General features: G+C 72.4%; 16 protein-coding genes. 9 read left to right on the top strand and 7 right to left on the bottom strand.

Annotated elements, in window-relative coordinates; all coding sequences use genetic code 11:
* Positions 1-74: 74 nt before the first annotated feature.
* Positions 75-596: a chloramphenicol phosphotransferase CPT gene (gene cpt / locus ACZ6K0_RS34885; RefSeq protein WP_376404522.1), complete on the bottom strand. Its 522-nt coding sequence runs from the start codon at positions 594-596 to the stop codon at positions 75-77.
* Between the two features lie 132 nt (positions 597-728).
* Between cpt and ACZ6K0_RS34880 the strand changes: the two genes are divergently transcribed.
* Complete coding sequence (locus ACZ6K0_RS34880) at positions 729-1274, top strand: GNAT family N-acetyltransferase (RefSeq protein WP_469230377.1); 546 nt, start codon at positions 729-731, stop codon at positions 1272-1274.
* On the opposite strand, the gene ACZ6K0_RS34875 is transcribed toward ACZ6K0_RS34880, so the two are convergent.
* Together ACZ6K0_RS34875 and ACZ6K0_RS34870 are read right to left on the bottom strand one after the other, a co-directional pair.
* A complete protein-coding gene (locus tag ACZ6K0_RS34875; protein WP_469230378.1) occupies positions 1271-2116 on the bottom strand; it encodes a MerR family transcriptional regulator in 846 nt (281 codons plus the stop codon). The genes ACZ6K0_RS34880 and ACZ6K0_RS34875 overlap by 4 nt on opposite strands.
* 83 nt (positions 2117-2199) lie before the next feature.
* Entirely contained in the window at positions 2200-3126 is a 927-nt protein-coding gene (locus ACZ6K0_RS34870; protein ID WP_469230380.1) for a LysR family transcriptional regulator, read from the bottom strand.
* A gap of 141 nt (positions 3127-3267) precedes the next feature.
* Between ACZ6K0_RS34870 and ACZ6K0_RS34865 the strand changes: the two genes are divergently transcribed.
* Positions 3268-4155 (top strand): DMT family transporter, encoded by an 888-nt coding sequence (locus ACZ6K0_RS34865; protein ID WP_469230630.1) that lies wholly within the window; start codon positions 3268-3270, stop codon positions 4153-4155.
* A 76-nt stretch (positions 4156-4231) separates the two neighbouring features.
* Here ACZ6K0_RS34865 and ACZ6K0_RS34860 read toward each other — a convergent pair whose 3' ends face one another.
* Positions 4232-6340, bottom strand: coding sequence for a PBS lyase (locus ACZ6K0_RS34860; RefSeq protein WP_469230382.1), 2109 nt, complete (start codon positions 6338-6340; stop codon positions 4232-4234).
* Positions 6341-6449: 109 nt separating this feature from the next.
* Between ACZ6K0_RS34860 and ACZ6K0_RS34855 the strand changes: the two genes are divergently transcribed.
* The 3 genes from ACZ6K0_RS34855 (at position 6450) to ACZ6K0_RS34845 (ending at position 8753) form a co-directional block, all read left to right on the top strand.
* Positions 6450-7118, top strand: a complete 669-nt coding sequence (locus ACZ6K0_RS34855) for an alpha-ketoglutarate-dependent dioxygenase AlkB (protein ID WP_376403995.1) — start codon at positions 6450-6452, stop codon at positions 7116-7118.
* Positions 7119-7259: 141 nt separating this feature from the next.
* Positions 7260-8027 (top strand): NPP1 family protein, encoded by a 768-nt coding sequence (locus ACZ6K0_RS34850; protein ID WP_376403993.1) that lies wholly within the window; start codon positions 7260-7262, stop codon positions 8025-8027.
* Positions 8028-8141: 114 nt separating this feature from the next.
* Positions 8142-8753 carry a DUF7691 family protein gene (locus tag ACZ6K0_RS34845; protein WP_469230384.1) on the top strand — a complete coding sequence of 204 codons (612 nt, stop codon included), beginning with the start codon at positions 8142-8144 and terminating at the stop codon, positions 8751-8753.
* On the opposite strand, the gene ACZ6K0_RS34840 is transcribed toward ACZ6K0_RS34845, so the two are convergent.
* The 3 genes from ACZ6K0_RS34840 to ACZ6K0_RS34830 all read right to left on the bottom strand — a co-directional run bounded on the left by ACZ6K0_RS34840 (position 8750) and on the right by ACZ6K0_RS34830 (position 12147).
* Entirely contained in the window at positions 8750-10183 is a 1434-nt protein-coding gene (locus tag ACZ6K0_RS34840; RefSeq protein ID WP_469230385.1) for a hypothetical protein, read from the bottom strand. The genes ACZ6K0_RS34845 and ACZ6K0_RS34840 overlap by 4 nt on opposite strands.
* 114 nt (positions 10184-10297) lie before the next feature.
* The gene (thpR, locus tag ACZ6K0_RS34835) at positions 10298-10897 is read right to left on the bottom strand and encodes an RNA 2',3'-cyclic phosphodiesterase (protein ID WP_469230387.1); all 600 of its coding nucleotides are present in this window, start codon (positions 10895-10897) and stop codon (positions 10298-10300) included.
* Positions 10898-11034: 137 nt separating this feature from the next.
* Positions 11035-12147, bottom strand: a complete 1113-nt coding sequence (locus tag ACZ6K0_RS34830; protein WP_469230389.1) for an FAD-dependent monooxygenase — start codon at positions 12145-12147, stop codon at positions 11035-11037.
* A gap of 166 nt (positions 12148-12313) precedes the next feature.
* On the opposite strand from ACZ6K0_RS34830, the gene ACZ6K0_RS34825 reads away from it, so the two are divergent.
* From ACZ6K0_RS34825 to ACZ6K0_RS34810, 4 genes are all read left to right on the top strand, one after another.
* Positions 12314-13288: a TetR/AcrR family transcriptional regulator C-terminal domain-containing protein gene (locus tag ACZ6K0_RS34825; protein WP_469230390.1), complete on the top strand. Its 975-nt coding sequence runs from the start codon at positions 12314-12316 to the stop codon at positions 13286-13288.
* Positions 13289-13585: 297 nt separating this feature from the next.
* Positions 13586-15949: a collagenase gene (locus tag ACZ6K0_RS34820; protein WP_376403981.1), complete on the top strand. Its 2364-nt coding sequence runs from the start codon at positions 13586-13588 to the stop codon at positions 15947-15949.
* A gap of 139 nt (positions 15950-16088) precedes the next feature.
* On the top strand, positions 16089-17117 hold the full coding sequence (locus ACZ6K0_RS34815) for a proline racemase family protein (RefSeq protein ID WP_469230392.1): 1029 nt from the start codon (positions 16089-16091) through the stop codon (positions 17115-17117).
* The gene (locus ACZ6K0_RS34810) at positions 17114-18052 is read left to right on the top strand and encodes an ornithine cyclodeaminase family protein (RefSeq protein WP_376403977.1); all 939 of its coding nucleotides are present in this window, start codon (positions 17114-17116) and stop codon (positions 18050-18052) included. Before ACZ6K0_RS34815 ends, ACZ6K0_RS34810 begins: the two co-directional genes overlap by 4 nt.
* Positions 18053-18127: the final 75 nt, after the last annotated feature.

Raw genomic sequence — 18127 nt, 5'->3', positions numbered from 1 at the left:
CCGTGTCACCGAGGTCCGTCGCGGTCCGTCGCGGTCCGTCGCGGTCCGTCGCGGTCAGTCTCGGTCCTTCGAGATCAGCCGAGACGGGCGGCGATGGCCCGCGCGCAGTCCAGGGACTCGGTGTGCGACGTGTCCACCTCCAGGTCGTAGAACACGCCCCGGTGCACCGACTCCGCCTGCGACGCCGCCATTCCCTGGATCCGGTCTCCCCGGGCGACCTCACGGCCCGCGGCGATCACGCTCTCGCACCGCACGCCCACCCACAGCGCCGGTACGTCGCCGAGAGCCGTCCGCCACCGCTGCTGGGACGCCGCTCCGCCGAGGAAGACGTCGTCGATGACGATCCGCGCGCCCGCGCGGACCATCGTCGCGACGCCTTCCCGCCAGGCGGCCTCCAGCGCGAGGAAGTCCGCCCCGACGGTCACCTCGCCGTCCTCCGCGAACGCGATTCCTCCGTCCGCGGCCTGCATCCTCGCCGGCAGGGCGTCGACGAACGAGTCGCAGCCGAACGCCAGCCACGGATCGGGCAGCACGGCCTGGAGGCACCTCACGATCCCGGACTTACCGGAGCTGGAACCACCATTGAGAATGATCATCTGCGTCGTCACCGCGCCACATTAGGTCGTCGGACGCCCGGCGCGAAACGCGTTTTCGCCGGACTTCCCTCCGCCGCCACCCCTACCCTGCTTCGGGTACGACCCACGCCGTCGACCTGCGGAGCGGCCCTGATGACGATCACCTGGCGCCGCCTCGGTGCACCCGACTTCCCGCAACTGGGGCAGTGGCTGGCCCAGCCGCACGTCGCGCGCTGGTGGAACCACGAGACCTCGCCCGAGGCCGTCGCCCGCGACTTCGGCCCCGCCGCCCGGGGAGAGGACCCGTCGGAGGACCTGCTCGTCCTCCTCGACGGCCGGCCGATCGGCCTCGTCCAGCGCTGCCGCCTCGCCGACTTCCCGGACTACGAGGCCGAGCTGGCGGCGGAGGTCGACGTACCGGACGGTGCGATGTCCATCGACTACCTGATCGGCGAACCGGACCTGGTCGGCCGGGGCCACGGCACACGCCTGATCCGGGCGATCGTGGGAGCGACCTGGACCGACCATCCCGAGGCCACCGCGATCATCGTCCCCGTCCACACGGCGAACCGCCCGTCCTGGCGTGCCCTGGAAAAGGCGGGTCTCCACCGAATCGCCGAGGCCTCCCTCGAACCCGACAACCCGATCGACGACCGCGGCCACTACGTCTACCGGATCGACCGCCCGGACACCCCCTAGTCGTCGGCGGGCTCGTCGATCGGCCAGGCGATCTCCAGGCGGTTGTCCGGGTGGTCCGGTGCCCCGGTCCACCGGCGGTAGACCATCCGGGCCGGGCCCGCGAAGGCGAAGCCGTGCTCGGTGATCCAGTCGGCGACGGCGTCGTACGCGCCGAGGATCCGGGGGAACGCGGCGGCGGCGCCCTCGACCTCGGTGCAGGCGAGGGTGTTCTCGGGCAGCTCGCGCACGGTCATCCCGTCGGGCAGGTCCGAGGGCTGCGCGCCCTCCTCCCAGAACGGCAGGCACGCCTCGACGAGCGTCTCGTTCTCGTCGTCGCAGACCCCGTGGAAGCGGACGAAGGCGGGCCCGGTGAAGGTGAGCGGGCCACGCCCGGCGACCTCGTACATCTGCTGGTAGGCGTCGCGGAGGAAGGCGTCGAGCCCGGAGTTGTCCAGGGTCGCCCCGCGGACGAGGATCCGTTCGGCGGTGCCCTGGCGGACGGTGACGCGGTGGGTCATCTCTGCTCCCTCGGTGAGTCGGCTCAACAGGCTGTGGACCACGGAGCGCTGCACTTCCAGCCGTCGCTCGGCCGCCCGCAGGTGCGCCTCCAGGGCGGCGGTGAGCTCCTCCTCGCCGGCGCCGAGCAACCGGCGCACCTCCTCGACCGGGATGTCCAGCTGCCGCAGCACCCTGATCGACTGCGCCGTGCGCACCTGGTCACGCCGGAAGTACCGGTAGCCGCTCACCGGATCGACGAACGCCGGCACCAGCACGCCACTGGCGTCGTAGTGCCGAAGCGCGGTGACCGAGAGGCCGCTGGCCTGCGAGAACTGCCCGATCGGCAGCATGCTTCTTCTGTCCACGGCACTGACTGTGCCGTCTCGCGTCACCCGAGAGTCAAGCCCGTCCCTGGACGACCGCGTCACCGCCGTCGACAAGACACCCGCTAGCCGCGCTCTCGCGGCACGGTCCCCGACGCGGACCGCCGTGCCGCCTCCGCGAGGGCGTCAAGGAGTGTGGTGAGCGCGGGCTGGCCGGGTGCGCACTCTCGGACGGCGGCCTGTACGGCTCTGACCGGGCGCGGGTTCCGTACCCGGCGCAGGGCGACGTCCGTACGGCGGCCGCCTCCCGTGCCGAGGCGGGGGACGAGGCTGACGCCGAGACCGGCCGCGACGAACCCCAGCGCGGTCGCGTAGTCCTCGCTCCCCGCCACGAAGTCCGGGGTGAATCCCGCCTCCGCGCACGCCGCGAGCACCACGTCGAGGCACGGCCCCTGCGGCTCGCTCCCGACCCACGGCTCGGCGGCGAGCTCGGCCAGGTCGAGGACGCGCCGGGCGGCCAGCGGGTGCCCGGGCGGGAGCGCGGCGAGGTACTCGTCGTCGAGCAGGTGGACGAGCCGGAGGCCCGGGGCCGTGTCCTTGCGCGGCCGGATGACGATCGCGACGTCCGCGTCTCCCCGGGCGACCTCGGGGAGCGCCTCCCGGGCGTCGAGCAGCGTGAGGTCGAGGCGGATCCCGGGATGTTCCTGGCGGAGCCGGGCCAGTGCGGGGGCCACGAGCGCGGGACCGACCGAGCCGAAGTAGCGGACGGCGAGACTGCCGGTCCGCCCGGCCCGCAGATCGGCCAGTGCGGCCTCGGCCTCGGTGAGGGTCCGGCTGACGGTCGCCGTGTACTGGGTGAGGAGCAGGCCCGCCGCCGTCGGCCGTACCCCTCGCCCGACCCGTTCGAGCAGGGCGATCCCTGCCTCCTTCTCCAGGGCCGTGACCTGCTGGCTCACGGCGGACGGCGTGTATCCGAGCTCCGCCGCGGCGGCGGTCACCGATCCGCTGGTGACCACGGCCCGAAGGATCTGCATCCGCCTCACATCAAGCATGTAGCCGAGCTTAAGAGAGGTGAACCATTTTGTGATGGTGCTGAACGGTAGTGGGACGGCATCGTTGCTCTCCTCAGCAGAATTCCAGGGAGGAGACCGACCGTGAAGAGTGCCGAAGGCGGAGTGCGGGCCGGGGCCCGGATGGGGGTACTCGCCCTGCTGTGGGGGTCGACGTTCCTCTGGATCGAGCTGGCCCTGCGGGCGCTGTCCCCGCTCCAGGTCACCGTGGCCCGCTGCCTCCTCGGCGCGGGCACCCTGCTCGTCCTGTGTCTGGCGACCCGGCGGCGCCTGCCGCGCGGCCGGGCCGTCTGGGGCCATGTCTTCGTGGCGGCCTTCTGGTGCAACGCCCTGCCCTTCGCGCTGTTCAGCCTCGGCCAGCAGACCGTCGGCTCCGGACTGGCCGGAGTGCTGAACGCGACGACCCCGCTCTGGTCCCTGCTGCTCGGTCTGGCCCTCGGTACGGAGCGCGGACTCCGTCCCGTCCGCGCCGGCGGCCTGCTGCTCGGCTTCGCCGGGGTGGTGGTGATCTTCGCCCCCTGGCAGGGAGCGGGACAGGTCGGCTGGGGCGCCCTGGCGATCGTCGGGGCGGCGGCGAGTTACGCGGTCGGCTTCGCGTACATGGGACGCCACCTCGTGGGGCGGGGCCTCGCGACGCTCTCCCTGTCCTCGGCCCAGCTCGTCGCCGCGACGGTACTGACCGGCCTCGCCCTGCCGCTCGGCGGCCGGCCGCCGGTCGACATCGCCCCGTCGGGCCTGATCGCGGTCGTGATCCTGGGCATCTTCGCCACGGGCGTCACGTTCCACCTCACCTACCGGATCATCGCCGCCGAAGGCGCCACCAACGCCGCGACCGTCGGCTATCTGCTGCCCGTGGTGTCGCTGGTCCTGGGATTCCTGTTCCTCGACGAACCCTTCAGCCTGCGGGCAGCGGCGGGCATGGCGATCGTGCTGATGGGCGTGGGCATGACGCGTCGCGTGAAGCCGAAGGAGCAAGCGGTGCTCCCCACGCCGCCGGTCGCCGTGCGATGAGGCCCACGGCGGAGCCGTGACACGCCCCTACCGCTGCGCCGCACGCGGTGTCTCACCGGCCGGGGCTCGCGGCGCCTCACTCGGCGCAGGCCTCCAGGAGTGCGTGCCCGTGGGTGAGCAGGAGTTCGTCGGCGGCGCAGCGGTAGCGCATGCGGCCCGTTCCGCCCGAGTTGTTGTGGCGGCGGGCGGCGGTGAGTTCCTCGCGGACGAGCGGGACGGCGGACCGGGCCGCGGGCCCCATCCGGGCCCATATGCCCGCCACGTCCGGCCGGTTGTCCGCGTGCGCGGACCAGGCGTGGAGCAGGACGGGCAGGCACTCCTCCGTATCGCGGCCGGCCTCCCACAGGGCCGTCGCGAGGGCGCCCGCGACCCAGCCGCCGTTCTCCTCGGGCGAGGCGGCGAGCCGGCGCAGTTCGGGCAGCGCCGCCGCGGCCTCCGGCCCCATGCGGGCGAGTGCGCGCAGGGCGTCGTGCCGCCCCGACCAGTGGTCCGCGGTGAGCCCCGAGGACAGCACGGGCAGGACGGCCTCCGTCCCGCCCCCGACCGACCACAGCGCCGAGGCCGCGTCGACACGGAGGTGCGTCGCGCCGTCCCGGACCAGCCGTCGCAGCTCCGGCAGTGCCTCGCGCGCGGTCGGGCCGAGCGCGCCGAGCGCCCGCACGGCGTCGCCGAGCACCGGCCGGGTCACGTCCTCGGGAGCCCGCAGGATCCGCAGGGCGGGTCCGACCGCCCTCGCGTCCCCGGTGGCCGCCACGGCCTTCAGGAGGTGCTCCGTACGACGCGGCTGCTGGCCCGGAGCGATCCGCGCCAGCCTCGCGAGCAGCACGGGCACGAGCATCGCGGCCGCCTCCGGGGCCATCCTGCCGATCCAGGCGCCCAGGTCCTCCGGCACCTCGCCGTGCCGCAGGACCTCGACGAGTGCGGGGACGGCCCGCGCGTCTCCCTGCGCGGCGAGCGCGCACAGCGCCGCCCCGTAGGACGTCTCTCTCCATCGGTCCTGAGGGAGGAACTCCGGTCCCGCCGCCACCCGCGCGGCCAGCGCGTCAGCCGCCGGGCCCCCGAGCGCGTACAGCCACTCCAGCTCCTCGGACGCCCACCGGACGATCCGGTGGTCGGTCTCCTGGAGCTGCTCGCCCAGGAGTCGAACGGACTCCTCGTGCGGGCCCCGCCACCCCGTCAGGAGCAGGCCGCCCATGTCGATCGCCTCGCGCCGCTGCCCCCAGTCGGGGCTGCGCAACTGATCCTCCAGAAGCGCGAAACGCTCTGCGACCCGGTCGCCCAGGGCGCGGTGCAGGCCCCCGAGCAGCTCCGTCGCCCACGGGGCCTTCACGGAGCCGCGCTGGGACGCCTTGAGGCGGCGCAGGTACGAGATCATCGTCGGTGTCGGAGTCGCCGGGGCTCGTACGGGCTCAGGCTCGGCGCCCGTCGGATCCTCCTCCGCCTCCCGCGCCGTGCGCATCACGTCGAGGGCGATCCCGACCGCGCGCTCCGGCAGGGGACCGGGCGTGCAGCGCGCCAGTTGTACGAGCGCCGACAGCCGCACCCCCGGGTCATCCCGGCCGCCATCGGCTGCGAGCAGGGCGGTCAGCGCGGCCCCCGACTCCTCGGTGAACTCCTCGTGCCGGACGCCCACTTCTCCCACGGCCGCCGCCAGCGCCCGCAGGACGCTTCCGTCCCGCTCCACCGCCAGTCGCCGCCGCAGGGTCGTCAGCACCTCCGCGGGATCGCCGTGCAACTGCACCAGCGCAGCGGGCACGGCCCTCCGCAGCCCCGCGTCGGGATCCGCGAGAACGTCGAGGAGCACCCCGCTGCGTGCCCGGGTGTCCGACTCCGCCCGCGCGAGGGTCTCCGCCCAGGCGGCGTACTCGTCCTCGTCGTCGGACCAGAAGTCCATCTCCTCGGGGTCGCGGCCGTCGCCGTCGATGGAGCGCAGCAGCTCGACGATCTCGCCCCGTCCGGGCAGCCCGGCGGTCGCGACCAGCTCGAACAGGAACGGCACGCACGCGACCGTGCTGTCGTACACGTCCCCTTGGTGATGCACCGCGCCGTACATCCCGTCGAGCGCGACCTCCCGCTCGTCCCCGTCCGGCGAGACCAGCCCCCGCAGGAGCCCCGGCACGTCGGAGGCGTCGCCGTACGCATGACCCATGGACGCCCAGTCGACGTCGTCGATCCCCGTGAACATGATCGCCAGTCTGTCGCACGCCACTGACAACGCCCACGCGCTGTCCCCGGTGGGGCTCCCCGGCCGGCATATTCGCTCAGGTGTTCGAGAGTGCGTCTATGCTGGACTCATGACCGCCGCACCACGGCCCGATCTCCCGGGTCCACCCGACCTCCCCGGCTTCCAGGGATCCCTGTTCGACCAGGGGGTCGACATCGAGCCCGGCTCGCTGGACGGCGTGCGGCGGACGGTGCTCGCCGGCGGCGCCTGGGTGGACCACCTGCCCGGCTGGTTCCACGGCGCCGACGCCCTGTTCGAGGAGCTGGCCGGGTGCGTGCCGTGGCAGGCTGAGGAGCGGGAGATGTACGACCGTGTCGTCGCCGTGCCGCGCCTCCTCGCGTACTACCGCGAGGGCGCCCCCCTCCCGCACCCCGCGCTCCTCGTGGCGCGCGAGACACTCAGTGACCACTACGCGCCCGAGCTCGGCGAGCCCTTCGTCACCTCGGGTCTCTGCCTCTACCGCGACGGGCGCGACAGCGTCGCCTGGCACGGCGACCGGAGCGGCCGCTCCGCCACGCAGGACACGATGGTCGCCATCCTCTCCCTCGGGGACCCCCGCGACCTCGCGTTCCGCCCTCGCGGCGGCGGGCCCGTCGCGCTGCGCCTCCCGCTGGGGCACGGCGACCTCGTGGTGATGGGCGGCTCGTGCCAGCGCACCTGGGAGCATGCCGTCCCGAAGACGGCCCGCGCCGTCGGACCCCGCATCAGCGTCCAGTTCCGCCCGCGGGGCGTGGCCTGAGCCGTACGGCTCCGGAAGTCCCCGCCGATTCCCTCCGGTCGTTCATGATTCCCTGACGCTTGGAATGGGCATGTCACTCGCGCCCCCGCGCCGCGCACCACCGTGCCGCGCGCGCCGTCCAGTCCAGGTCAGGGAGTCGGAGTGAGGATCACGCGCCACCTCGTCAAGGGAGCACTCACCCTCGGCAGTTCACTCGCGTTGCTGATCGCCCTGCCGGGCAGCGCCTTCGCCGCCCCGCCCCCGGCCCTCCCCGCCAACGCGGACGGCCTGGAGCAGACGTTCCAGCCGGCGTTCGACTACGACACGGACGGCTGCTACCCCACCGCCGCCATCGGCGCCGACGGGACGGTCAACGGCGGACTCAACCCCTCCGGCGCCCTCAACGGCCAGTGCCGCGACTCGTGGGACCTCACCAACACCAACGGGTACGCCCGGTACAAGTGCAACAACGGCTGGTGCGCGATCATCTACGGCCTGTACTTCGAGAAGGACCAGGCCGTGGCCGGCAGCGGGCTCGGCGGACACCGGCACGACTGGGAGCACGTCGTGGTGTGGGTGCAGAACAACCAGGCGCAGTACGTGTCCACCTCCGCCCACGGGGGTTTCTCGGTGTACGGCCGCGACAAGATCCGCTGGGACGGCACCCACCCCAAGGTCGTCTACCACAAGGACGGCATCAGCACGCACTGCTTCCGTCCCGCGAACTCCAACGACGAGCCGCCCGAGAACCACCAGCACACCTGGCAGTTCCCGAGCCTCGTCGGCTGGAACGGCTACCCCGCGGGAGTGCGCGACAAGCTCACCCAGGCCGACTTCGGCAGCGCGGTGTTCGGACTCAAGGACGGCAACTTCGCCGCCCACCTGGCCAAGGCCAAACCGGCCGGCATCCCCTTCGACCCCTACGCCTGACGACACCCGCCACCGTGCCCCATCGGCCCCTGGATGCCGTCCTGGTGGCGACTCGCACACGGCCGATCGGAGCCCGCGAACGCGTTGTCAGTGCAGGTCGCTAACGTGATCGACATGAGTTCCTCCCTGAGCGTGTACCTGATCGACCCCAAGGCCGCGCGGGCCTTCGTCGGCTCGCGCGACGACCAGCTGCTCCAGGTCGTCCGCGACAGCTTCGGCGACGACCTGGAGTCCGACGACAGCTGGTTCTCCTCCCAGATAGCGGACGGCGCCCCCACCGCGTTCGAGGCACTGCGGACCGTGGTGTACGGCGGGCCCTTCCCCGAGGACGGCCAGTACGCCTTCCAGTACGGCTACGCCTACAAGCGCCTCGTCTCGCTCACCGGCTCCTTCCTCGACAACTCCTGCTTCAGCCCGTTCCGGGGCGACTGGCTGGAGATGGTCGACGAAGGGCTGCGCGCGCTGCGGATCACCGCCGTCTCGGTCGCCGAGTTCGGCTACGGCGGCGGCTTCCCCGCCGGCTTCCCGTACTCCGACCTGCCGCGCTCCGGCGAGTGGACGCACGACCAATGCCTGGCGGCACTGGCCCAGTTCGAAGAGACCAAGAAGGCGGGCCACGCCCCGCCGCTGGAGCCCGAGGTGGTCGATGCCGTCATGGACGTCATGGGCTGGCTCCGCCACGTGGAGTCCCGCCCGGGATTCGGCGTCGTGGGCTTCGTCTCCTAGGACACCAGGTCCATGACCGCCCCCGCCACCGCGCTCATCCGGCGCTTGCGGAGATCCAGGACGGATGTCGGGTTCGAGAGGCCCTGGGACGCCAGCAGGTTCATCAGGGCCCAGATCACCTCCGGGCGTCCCGCCAGGGGGAGTTCGCGACCATCGGGGGCGATGACCTTGGCCGCGGCGGTGCCGGCGAGGAGATTGGTACGGGCCCAGTCGACGACGTACGACGTGCCGTTCGGGCTGACGTAGAGGACGACCTCCCTGGTGCGGTGGAGGACTGCGAGGTAGTCCATCGGCACCGTCAGCCGCCGGGTGGCGTCGAACGGGGGTGTGCCGTCCGCGGGATGGATCCGCAGCACGGTGTCGAGGACCGGGCCGTGGTCCTGGAAGGTGTTCGTGGGGCTCATCTGCAGGAACCGGGCACGTACGAGGACACCACCGTCGCGCGCCCATCGTCGGCCGACGGAGCCGAACGCCGCCCGCTCACCCGGCAGGTCGTCCACGATCCACCGGGACTCCTCACCCGGTTCGGTCACCGGCGCGGGGCTCTCGGGTCGAGCACGGTCCCGCTCGGCCACGGCGGTGTAGCGCGCCGCCGTGGCCGCGTCCAGGCCGCGGAGGTCGATCAGGTCGCCGGCCATGTCGATCCCTCCGGCGTCCAGGGAGATCCGCATGTGCCGCAGCAGCCGACCGGGGTAGCGGGTCACATCGGTCAGCCGGCCGTCGAGGTCGACGATCCGACTGGTCCTCGTGCCCGCGAGCAGCGTGCTGCGCGGCCACAGGGGAGTGACCCTCCCCGGCGCGGACGGATCGGTGGGATCGGAGGAACCGTCCGGATCGACCAGGACGGCCAGGCGGCCCGCCGTGACCGCCGACAGGCAGAGGGACGGCACCCGCCACTCGTCCGTGACCTCGAACCCGGCGGAGCCGTCGGACCCGTGTGCACCGTCCGTCCCGTCCGTCCAGTCCGCCCCGTCGGTCTCCTCGGCGCCGTGCACCCGCAGCCTCAGCCGCACCAGTGGTGTGAACTCGTCGGGTGTGAAGGTGTCCCCGTACGTCGTGTACGTCGCCTCGCCCTCGGGGGCGTACCGCACGAGTGACGCCTCCAGGACGTCCGCCCGCGCCAGCCGCGCCCGCGGATGGCCCTGCGGGGACCGCGGCGCCCACAACACGAACGTGGCATCGCCGTAAGGGACGCCCGCCTGCTTCAGCCGGTCCCGGCGGGTGATCCGGGGGAACTGCTTCCGCGCGTACGAGACGGCCATGAAGGGGATGGGAACCGAGCAGGCCAGCCCGGCGACGAGCGCGATCCAGGCCCATTCCTCGCCCTGACTCCAGGCGACGTAGCCCAGGACGAGCCCGAAGGGGCCCGGACAGCACCACACGGTGGCGAGCAGCAGATGTCCGACCATCACTCCGGCATAGCTGCGCATGACCCCACCTCATGTTCGTCCGCCGGACGAAGATAACCCGGCGGTGATCACGGCGGGGAGGCCCAGGGAAGGGAGAGAAAAGAGGAGCAGAGGCGTCCGGACTCGCACCCGGGGTCAGGACCCGTCGAAGGCCCAGGCCTCGATGTCGCGGTAGCGGATCGGTGCCGGGCCGCGGCCGAAGTTGCTGCCGACGAGGTGGAGGCGTTCGGTCCGCCATCGGCGGCCGGTGAACCCGGCCAGCCGCGCGGCGGCCTCCACCACGCTGGCGGTGTCGTCGCGGCGCGCGCGGGCCAGCGTCAGATGGGGGCGCAGCGGCCGCTCCTGGAAGGTGATGCCGCACTCCCGGACCACGGCGCGCACCTCGGCGGCGAGCTGCTGCAGTCCTTCGACCTCCCCGTCGATCCCGCTCCACAGGACCCGCTCGTCGAAGTGCCCGCCGCCGAGCAGCCCCAGCTCCAGGGGCCGGCGGGTCGCGGCGAGGCGCGCGAGCGGGGGCCGCAGGAGCGGCACGGCCGAGACCGGGAGCTCCCCGAGGAACGCCAGCGTGATGTGCCAGTCCTCGATGCGGTTCCACCGCATGTGCGGGTACGCGTCGTACGCGGGGCGCAGGGCGTGGGCCAGCTCGTCCTTCGCGTCGTCGGGCGGGGCGAGGGCGATGAACACGCGCACGGTCGAGGGCTCGGGGTGTGCGTCCCCGGGCGCTGGCTCAGTCATGTTCCGTTCCCCGCCATGTTCCGTTCCCCGCTCGTGGTGCGGCCGGCACCACGTACCCCGCCGTCTCGTCGTCAGGTGAGGATATGTGGTCACGGTGACGTGAGGGGCACCAGGGGCGACCGCCGTTGCGGCTCGGTTCAGCTGTCCAGTGACAGGGCGTTCTTGGCGTGCGCGCCGGATTCCTCCGAGGCGGGTCCGCCGGGATTCTCGGTGGCCAGTGCCTGGTTGAGGGTGACGAAGGGGCGCATCCGCCGCTCGTAGCGGGCGTACGCGACGCGGTGGTCGCCCTCGGCCCGGGCCAGGCAGTCGGCCAGCACATGGGCGCCGACGAGGGCCAGGCTGGTGCCCTGCCCCGAGAGCGGAGAAGGGCAGTAGCCGGCGTCTCCGAGCAGGGTCACCCGGCCTCGCGACCACGTGTCCATCCGGATCTGGGCCATGGCGTCGCAGTAGAAGTCGGGCGCCTTCCGGGCGGCGTCGGCCAGCCGGGCCCCCTCCCACCGCATCGACGCGAGCTTGTCCACGACGAGCTCCCGCAGGGCGTCGCCCCGGCGAAGGTCGTGGGGGAGGGGCGCGGACTCGAACCCGAAGGCGATCCTGAGCTCGGTGTTGCCGCGTACGGGCATGATGCCGAAGCCCGTGTCGCCGTCCCGCAGCCACACCTGCCAGTCGTCCAGGGCGAGGAAGTTGTCGGCGCCGAACACGGAGAGGTAGCTGCCCAGGTGGTGGGCGAAACGCTCCTCCGGGCCGAAGGCCAGGCGTCGCACGGTGGAGTGGAGGCCGTCGGCCCCGACCACGAGGTCGAAGGTGCGGGACGGTGCGTGAGCGAAGTCGACGCGTACGCCGGTCTCGTCCTCGTCGAGTGCGGTGACGCTGTCGCCGAAGAGGTACTCGACGCCGGGGCGCGTGTGCTCGTACACCATCCGCACCAGGTCCTCGCGCAGCACCTCGATGTCCTCGCTGTCGAGCCGGCCGCTGCTGAAGGTCGCCTCGGTGGAGCGGTCGACCTCGTGGCCGTCCGGGTCGAGGATCGACATGCCGCGCATCCGGGTCCGGACGTGACGTGCCTGCTCCAGCAGGCCCATCCGCTCCATGACGGCGAGTGCGACGCCGCGGATGTCCACAGCCTGGCCGCCGGGGCGTGGGCCCGGGGCGCGTTCGACGACGGTGGGCGCGAAGCCGTGCCGGTGCAGCCAGTACGCGAGGACGGGCCCGGCGATGCCGCCCCCGGAGATGAGCACGGTCGTCTGCATGTGAGGTTCCTCCAGTGCTTCGTACGGTGTACGCGCACTGAACGTACGCCGTACGCACGCTCGCTCCAACTGGCCGGATTTCAGGGCTGTACTAGCTCAGCCACCCTCTGCTCGGCGTTGCCGCTGCTACCGTCTGTCCTAGTACAGGAAACGAGGGAGGCGGAACGTGACGAAGGCCACGGACGCGGGCGGCGACCCGCCCTATCTGCGCATCGTCGCCGCGATCCGGCGACGCATCGCGGACGGTGAACTCGCCCCCGGGGACCGGGTTCCCTCGACCCGGCAGATCGCGGGGGAGTGGGGCGTCGCGCTCGCCACCGCCACCAAGGCCCTGACCACGCTGCGGCTGGAGGGCCTCGTCGAGGCCCGCCCCCGGATCGGCACGGTCGTCGCGGGAACGGCCCCCGCGGCGCCCGCCCGTAGGCGACCGGCACCCGCCCCGGACCCCGAGCGGGAGCTGAGCCTCGACCGGATCGTCCGCACGGCCATCGACATCGCCGACACGGAAGGACTGCCGGCGCTCTCCATGCGCGGCGTCGCGGCACGGCTCGGTGTCGCCGCCATGTCGCCCTACCGGTACGTCCCCGGCAAGGACGACCTCATCCTGCTCATGGCCGACACCGCGTTCGGCGAGGCGTCCTACCCCTCCGACGCCCCCGAGGGCTGGCGCCCCCGCATCGAACTGGGCGCCCGGACCCTCTGGGCGCTCTATCGCAAGCACCCGTGGCTGGCCCAGCTCGGCTCTCTCACCCGCCCGCTTCTCGTGCCCAACCTGATGGTCCACGGCGAGTGGATGCTGCGAGCCCTCGACGGTCACGGACTCGATCCCGCCGAGCTGTTCGACATCCACGTCCTGCTCTACAGCCACGTCGAGGGCCTGGCCGTGCACCTGGAGAGGGAAGCGCACGCCGCGGCGGCAACGGGTCAGTCGGAGGACCAGTGGATGGACAGCCGCACCCCGGCCCTCCAAGAACTGGTGCAATCCGGCCGTTTCCCGACGTTCGCCAAGGTGGTCGGAGCCTTCGAGGGCGGCTATGACCTGAAGCTCGACGCTCTCTTCGCCTTCGGCCTCAAGGCGCTCCTCGACGGCCTGACTCCCCTCGTCGAAGGCCGGGGAACCGTCGGCCGGCCCGTCGACTAGTCGTCTATCAGCCCGTCGACCAGCCGTCGACCAGCCCCGTCGAACCACCCCATGTGCGGGTGTGCGGTGGGGTTTTGTGGCGGATTGTTGCGACCTGGGGGAGGGGTTCGAGGGGCCCGGGAGAACTGATGCTGCCGGAGGGGTTGTCAGTGCAATTTCACATTACTATGTTACAGCGCACACGGGGTGATGAACCGCTGTCATACACCGTGCGAACCAGTGCAGTTCTTGCTTGCGAATCCCCGCTCCATCCCCGCACCGAACCCGCACTTACCCCCCTCACCAGCAGGAGTTCTGTTGTCCCTCCACAGGCGTGTGCGCTCGTCCCTGCTTGCTTCCGCCATCGCGGTCACCCTCCTCGCCTCCGCCGGCCAGTCCGCGGTCTCCGCGGCGGACACCGAGAACCAGCCCGCCCCCGCGCCCCCGGTGGCCGGCCCGGCGGCGCCGCAGGCCCAGCCCTCGGCCAACCCCTTCGACGAGGTCGAGCACCTCGCGAACGCCGCCACCAAGAAGACCGGACCCGCCCCCGCCCCGGGCGGTCTCGCCGCCGGCCGCGTCCCCGGCAAGGCCAAGTCCGTCGCCACCGCGCCCACCGCGCGTACGTTCGCCGCGACCGCCGACACCACCGCGGCGGGCGTGCCCTGCACGCTCGACGGCATCACCGGGCTCTCCCCGGAGCAGTTCGCCGACTTCCTCGCCGACCCGGCCGTCACCTCCGAGGGCTGTCTCAACGGCCTCATCTGGAAGTGGGACGCCCGACTCGTCCCCGTGATGTCCGACGCCCACGTGCAGGCCGTCGCCCGTCGCATATCGAGCCTGGCCCCTTCTCACGACGGCAAGAACTCCTCGCACCTGGAGGAGATGTTCACGTACCTGCACGCCGTCGTGTACCACGACTTCTCCCGCACCGAGATCGACACCACCGACGCGCCCACCGTGAGCGCGATCACCCAGGCCGTCACCGCCTTCGGCAACGCCGCGCGCACCTTCGACGTCACCAAGACCAACGGCACCACCCTGCGCGAGGCCCTCAACGCCGCGAGCGGCCCGGGCCTGCGCCACCACCAGCTCGGTCTGGTCAAGCGGGTCCTCGCCACCATGGACCCGTCCCACACCGCCACCAACCTGGACCCGGCCTGGGCGGGGGCCGCGCTCGCCGCGCTCTCCGTCAACTACCTCGGCGTCTACCCGGGCAACCAGGACTCCGCCTTCCACGCGGCCGTCGTCGCCGACCCGTCGTACCGCGCCGCCTTCAAGGCCTTCGCGACCTACGGGCACCTGAAGGGCACCGCCAACGCCTGGGTGGCCCGCGACGCCCTCAGCGAGTACGGCCGCTTCGGCCAGGTCACGGCCCTCAAGACGGAGATCGTCGCCGGGCTCGGCACGGTGTTCGGCCAGACCGTGAGCACCTTCGGCAGCGGCAGCCAGCAGTGGGCCAAGGTCGTCTCGTGGCTCAACTTCTACGAGGCCTGCAAGCCGTACGGCGTGTGCAAGGCGGACATCGAGAAGCAGATCTTCCCGTACACCTACACCTACGACAACGGCGGCATCAAGGTCCGCACGGCCCTCGACCGGGCCACCGTCGACCAGCTCTACTACGCGAGCAAGCAGGTCAAGGCGCAGTTCCACCGCGTCATCGGCACCGAGCAGGCGCTCGCCGGCGACACCAACACCACCCTGAACATCGTCCTGTACGCCTCCCGCGCCGACTACGAGACCTACCACCCGATCATCACCGGGTACGACACGAACAACGGCGGCATCTACATCGAGAACGGCGCCACCTTCTACACGTACCAGCGCCGCGTCCCCCAGGACTCCAGCCTCACCCTGGAAGAGCTCTTCCGCCACGAGTACGTCCACTACCTCAACGGCCGCTTCGCCGTACCCGGCACCTTCGGCCAGGGCCCCTGGTACCAGGGCGACCGCACCACGGCCATGGACGAGGGCACGGCCGAGTTCTTCGACGGTGCCACCCGCGACAACGGCATCGCCGTCCGCAAGTCCCTGGTCCGGGGCATCATCAACGACACGGCCGGCGGCGGCCCGCGCATGAGCGTCGGCCAGCTCCTCTTCGCCACCTACAGCGGCGACGGCTTCCGCTTCTACAACTACGCGGGCACCTTCTTCGAGTTCCTGTGGACCGAGCGCCCCGGGCTGCTCCGCGAGATGTACACGCACCAGCGGAACAACGACGTGGCCGCGTACGACGCATGGCGCAGCCGGCTGAGCTCCGACGCCGGCCTCCAGCAGGCGTACGACCGCTTCCTGGACACCCAGATCGCCAAGGTCGACCAGCTGTACGTGCCGAACACCACGTACACGGCGAACAGCAGCCTCCGCGACAACGACGTCTCCGCCGTCAGGACCGCCTTCGCCAACGCCACCGCCAACACTCCCGACTGCGTGGAGGCGGGCGAGGCCGGCAAGCGCCGCTTCGTCTGTAAGGGCCGGATCACCGCCAACCTCTCGGACGCCAACAACTCGGACAAGGTCTTCAAGGACATGTCCGAGACCGTCGACTACTTCATCCTCGACCGCGCGGGCGCCGCCACCAACAACCTCGCCGACATGAACTGTTCCTTCGGCGCCGTCGACATCTGGCCCTCCCGGGTAGCCGGCACGTCGAGCTTCAACTGCGAGGGTCCCCTGCGCAGCTGATCCCCGTCTGTCCGGGCCGGCCTCACCCACGGGGGAGGGGCCGGGCCGGCTTCCGTTTCCCCGACGGCCTTCCTCAGAGGCCGTCGGGGAAAGCGTCACCGAACGTTCCCCCGAACCCGTTTACCGGAGGCCGTACCTCGTGAGCACCACCCCGCACTCCGTGCGCACCACCGACTACCACGCCGCAGGCGAACCCTTCCGGATCGTCGACCGGGACCTCCCAGCGATCCCCGGCGACACCGTCGCCGAGCGCCGCGCCACCGTCATCGGCGCCGGCGGGACCGCCACGGACCCGCGCCCGGGTCCGCTCGACGACGTACGCCGCCTCCTCGTCCAGGAACCCCGCGGACACGCCGGCATGTACGGCGGCTTCGTCGTCCCGGCCGACGACGACGGCGCCCACTTCGGCGTGCTGTTCTGGCACAAGGACGGATACTCCACCGCGTGCGGCCACGGCACCATGGCGCTCGGCGCCTGGGCCGTCGACACCGGACGCGTCGCGGCCCCCGACGACGGCGACGTCGCCGTCCGCATCGACGTGCCCTCGGGCCGCGTCACCGCGACCGTGCACCGCGAGGCCGGCCGCACCACGGGTGTCACCTTCCGCAACATCCCCACCTTCCTCACGGCCCGCAAGGTCGCCGTCACGACCTCCTTCGGGACCGTCGAGGTCGACCTCGCCCACTCCGGTGCCTGCTACGCCTCCGTCGCCGCCGCCGACCTGGGCCTCGACACCGGCAAGGCCGCCCTCCCCGCGCTCGTCCGCGCCGGCCAGGAGATCCGCGCCGCCCTCGCCGGCCACCCGGCCACCCGGCACGCGGACGACCCGCGCCTCTCCGGCGTGTACGGCGTCATCCTCTACGAGGACCTCCCGGAGGCCCCCGGGGCCGACGGCCCGCGCCAGCGCAACGTCACCGTCTTCGCCGACGGGCAGATCGACCGCTCGCCCTGTGGCTCCGGCACCTCCGCGCGGCTCGTCCTCCTCGCCGCCGACGGACGCCTCGCCCCGGGGGACACCCTGACGCACGAGTCCGCCGCCGGCACCGTGTTCACCGGCCGCCTGCTGCCCGGGGGCATCACCGAGGTCACCGGCACGGCGTACCTCACCGGCACCCACACCTTCCACCTCGACCCGCACGACGACCTGGGGACGGGGTTCCTGCTGTGACGCACCTGACCCAGATCGACGCCGCGACCACGGCCCGCCTGCTGGGCCCGGCCGCGGCGATCGACGTCCTGGCCGAGGTCCTGCGCTCCGGACTCGACCCGGAGGAAGGACCGGCCCGCACCGCCGTCCCCGTCCCCGCGGGCGAACTCCTCCTCATGCCCGCCGCCTTCGGCCCGTACGCCGGAGTGAAGATCGCCGGCGTGGCCCCCGGCAACGCCGCCCTGGGCCTGCCCCGCATCACCGGCTCCTACCTGCTCCTCGACGGCGCGAACCTGCGGCCGGTCGCCCTCCTCGACGGCGCCGCCCTCACCGAACTGCGCACACCTGCCGTCTCCGCGCTCGCCGTGCGCCATCTGACACCGAGCGGCAGCCCCCTGCGCCTGGTCCTCTTCGGAACCGGACCGCAGGCGTACGGGCACCTGGAGGCCGTCCTCGCCGTACGCCACGTCTCCGAGGCGATCGTCGTCGGCCGCAACCAGATCGCCGCGCGCGCCCTCGCCGGGTACGCGCGGACGCTCGGCGTCCTCGCCCGCACCGGCACGCCCGACGACGTGGCCAAGGCCGACCTCGTCGTCTGCTGCACCACCGCCCGCACCCCCCTCTTCGACGGATCCCTCGTGGCCCCCGGCGCCACCGTCGTCGCCGTCGGCTCGCACGAGCCGGACGCCCGCGAGACCGACACCGGGCTCGTGGCCCGCTCCGAGGTGTACGTCGAGGCGCGCGCCGCCGCGCTGCGCGAAGCCGGCGACCTGCTCGTCCCCACGGCCGAAGGGGCGATCGAGGAGGACCACATCGTGGGGAACCTCGCCGACCTGGTGACCGGCCGCCGCACCCCCACGACCGAGCGCCCGCGCTTCTTCAAGAGCGTCGGCATGGCCTGGGAGGACCTCGCCGTGGCAGGCGCCGTGTACGCGGCGGCACTCGCGGAGTCCTAGACCGCCCCGGCCTCGCGCACACCGAACGCTCCGGGCCCGCGCACACCGAACGCCCCGGCCCCGCACACGCGGGAC

The sequence above is a fragment of the Streptomyces sp. NPDC042346 genome (assembly GCF_055581845.1).
Note: the sequence above shows the minus strand (reverse complement) of the source record. Positions and strands in the feature narration are given on the sequence as shown.

Coding starts and splice junctions, on each gene's coding strand:
- cpt (WP_376404522.1), bottom strand. CDS start 596: ATGATCATTCTCAATGGTGGTTCCAGCTCCGGTAAGTCCGGGATCGTG.
- ACZ6K0_RS34880 (WP_469230377.1), top strand. CDS start 729: ATGACGATCACCTGGCGCCGCCTCGGTGCACCCGACTTCCCGCAACTG.
- ACZ6K0_RS34870 (WP_469230380.1), bottom strand. CDS start 3,126: ATGCTTGATGTGAGGCGGATGCAGATCCTTCGGGCCGTGGTCACCAGC.
- ACZ6K0_RS34865 (WP_469230630.1), top strand. CDS start 3,268: ATGGGGGTACTCGCCCTGCTGTGGGGGTCGACGTTCCTCTGGATCGAG.
- ACZ6K0_RS34860 (WP_469230382.1), bottom strand. CDS start 6,340: ATGTTCACGGGGATCGACGACGTCGACTGGGCGTCCATGGGTCATGCG.
- ACZ6K0_RS34855 (WP_376403995.1), top strand. CDS start 6,450: ATGACCGCCGCACCACGGCCCGATCTCCCGGGTCCACCCGACCTCCCC.
- ACZ6K0_RS34845 (WP_469230384.1), top strand. CDS start 8,142: ATGAGTTCCTCCCTGAGCGTGTACCTGATCGACCCCAAGGCCGCGCGG.
- ACZ6K0_RS34840 (WP_469230385.1), bottom strand. CDS start 10,183: ATGCGCAGCTATGCCGGAGTGATGGTCGGACATCTGCTGCTCGCCACC.
- thpR (WP_469230387.1), bottom strand. CDS start 10,897: ATGACTGAGCCAGCGCCCGGGGACGCACACCCCGAGCCCTCGACCGTG.
- ACZ6K0_RS34830 (WP_469230389.1), bottom strand. CDS start 12,147: ATGCAGACGACCGTGCTCATCTCCGGGGGCGGCATCGCCGGGCCCGTC.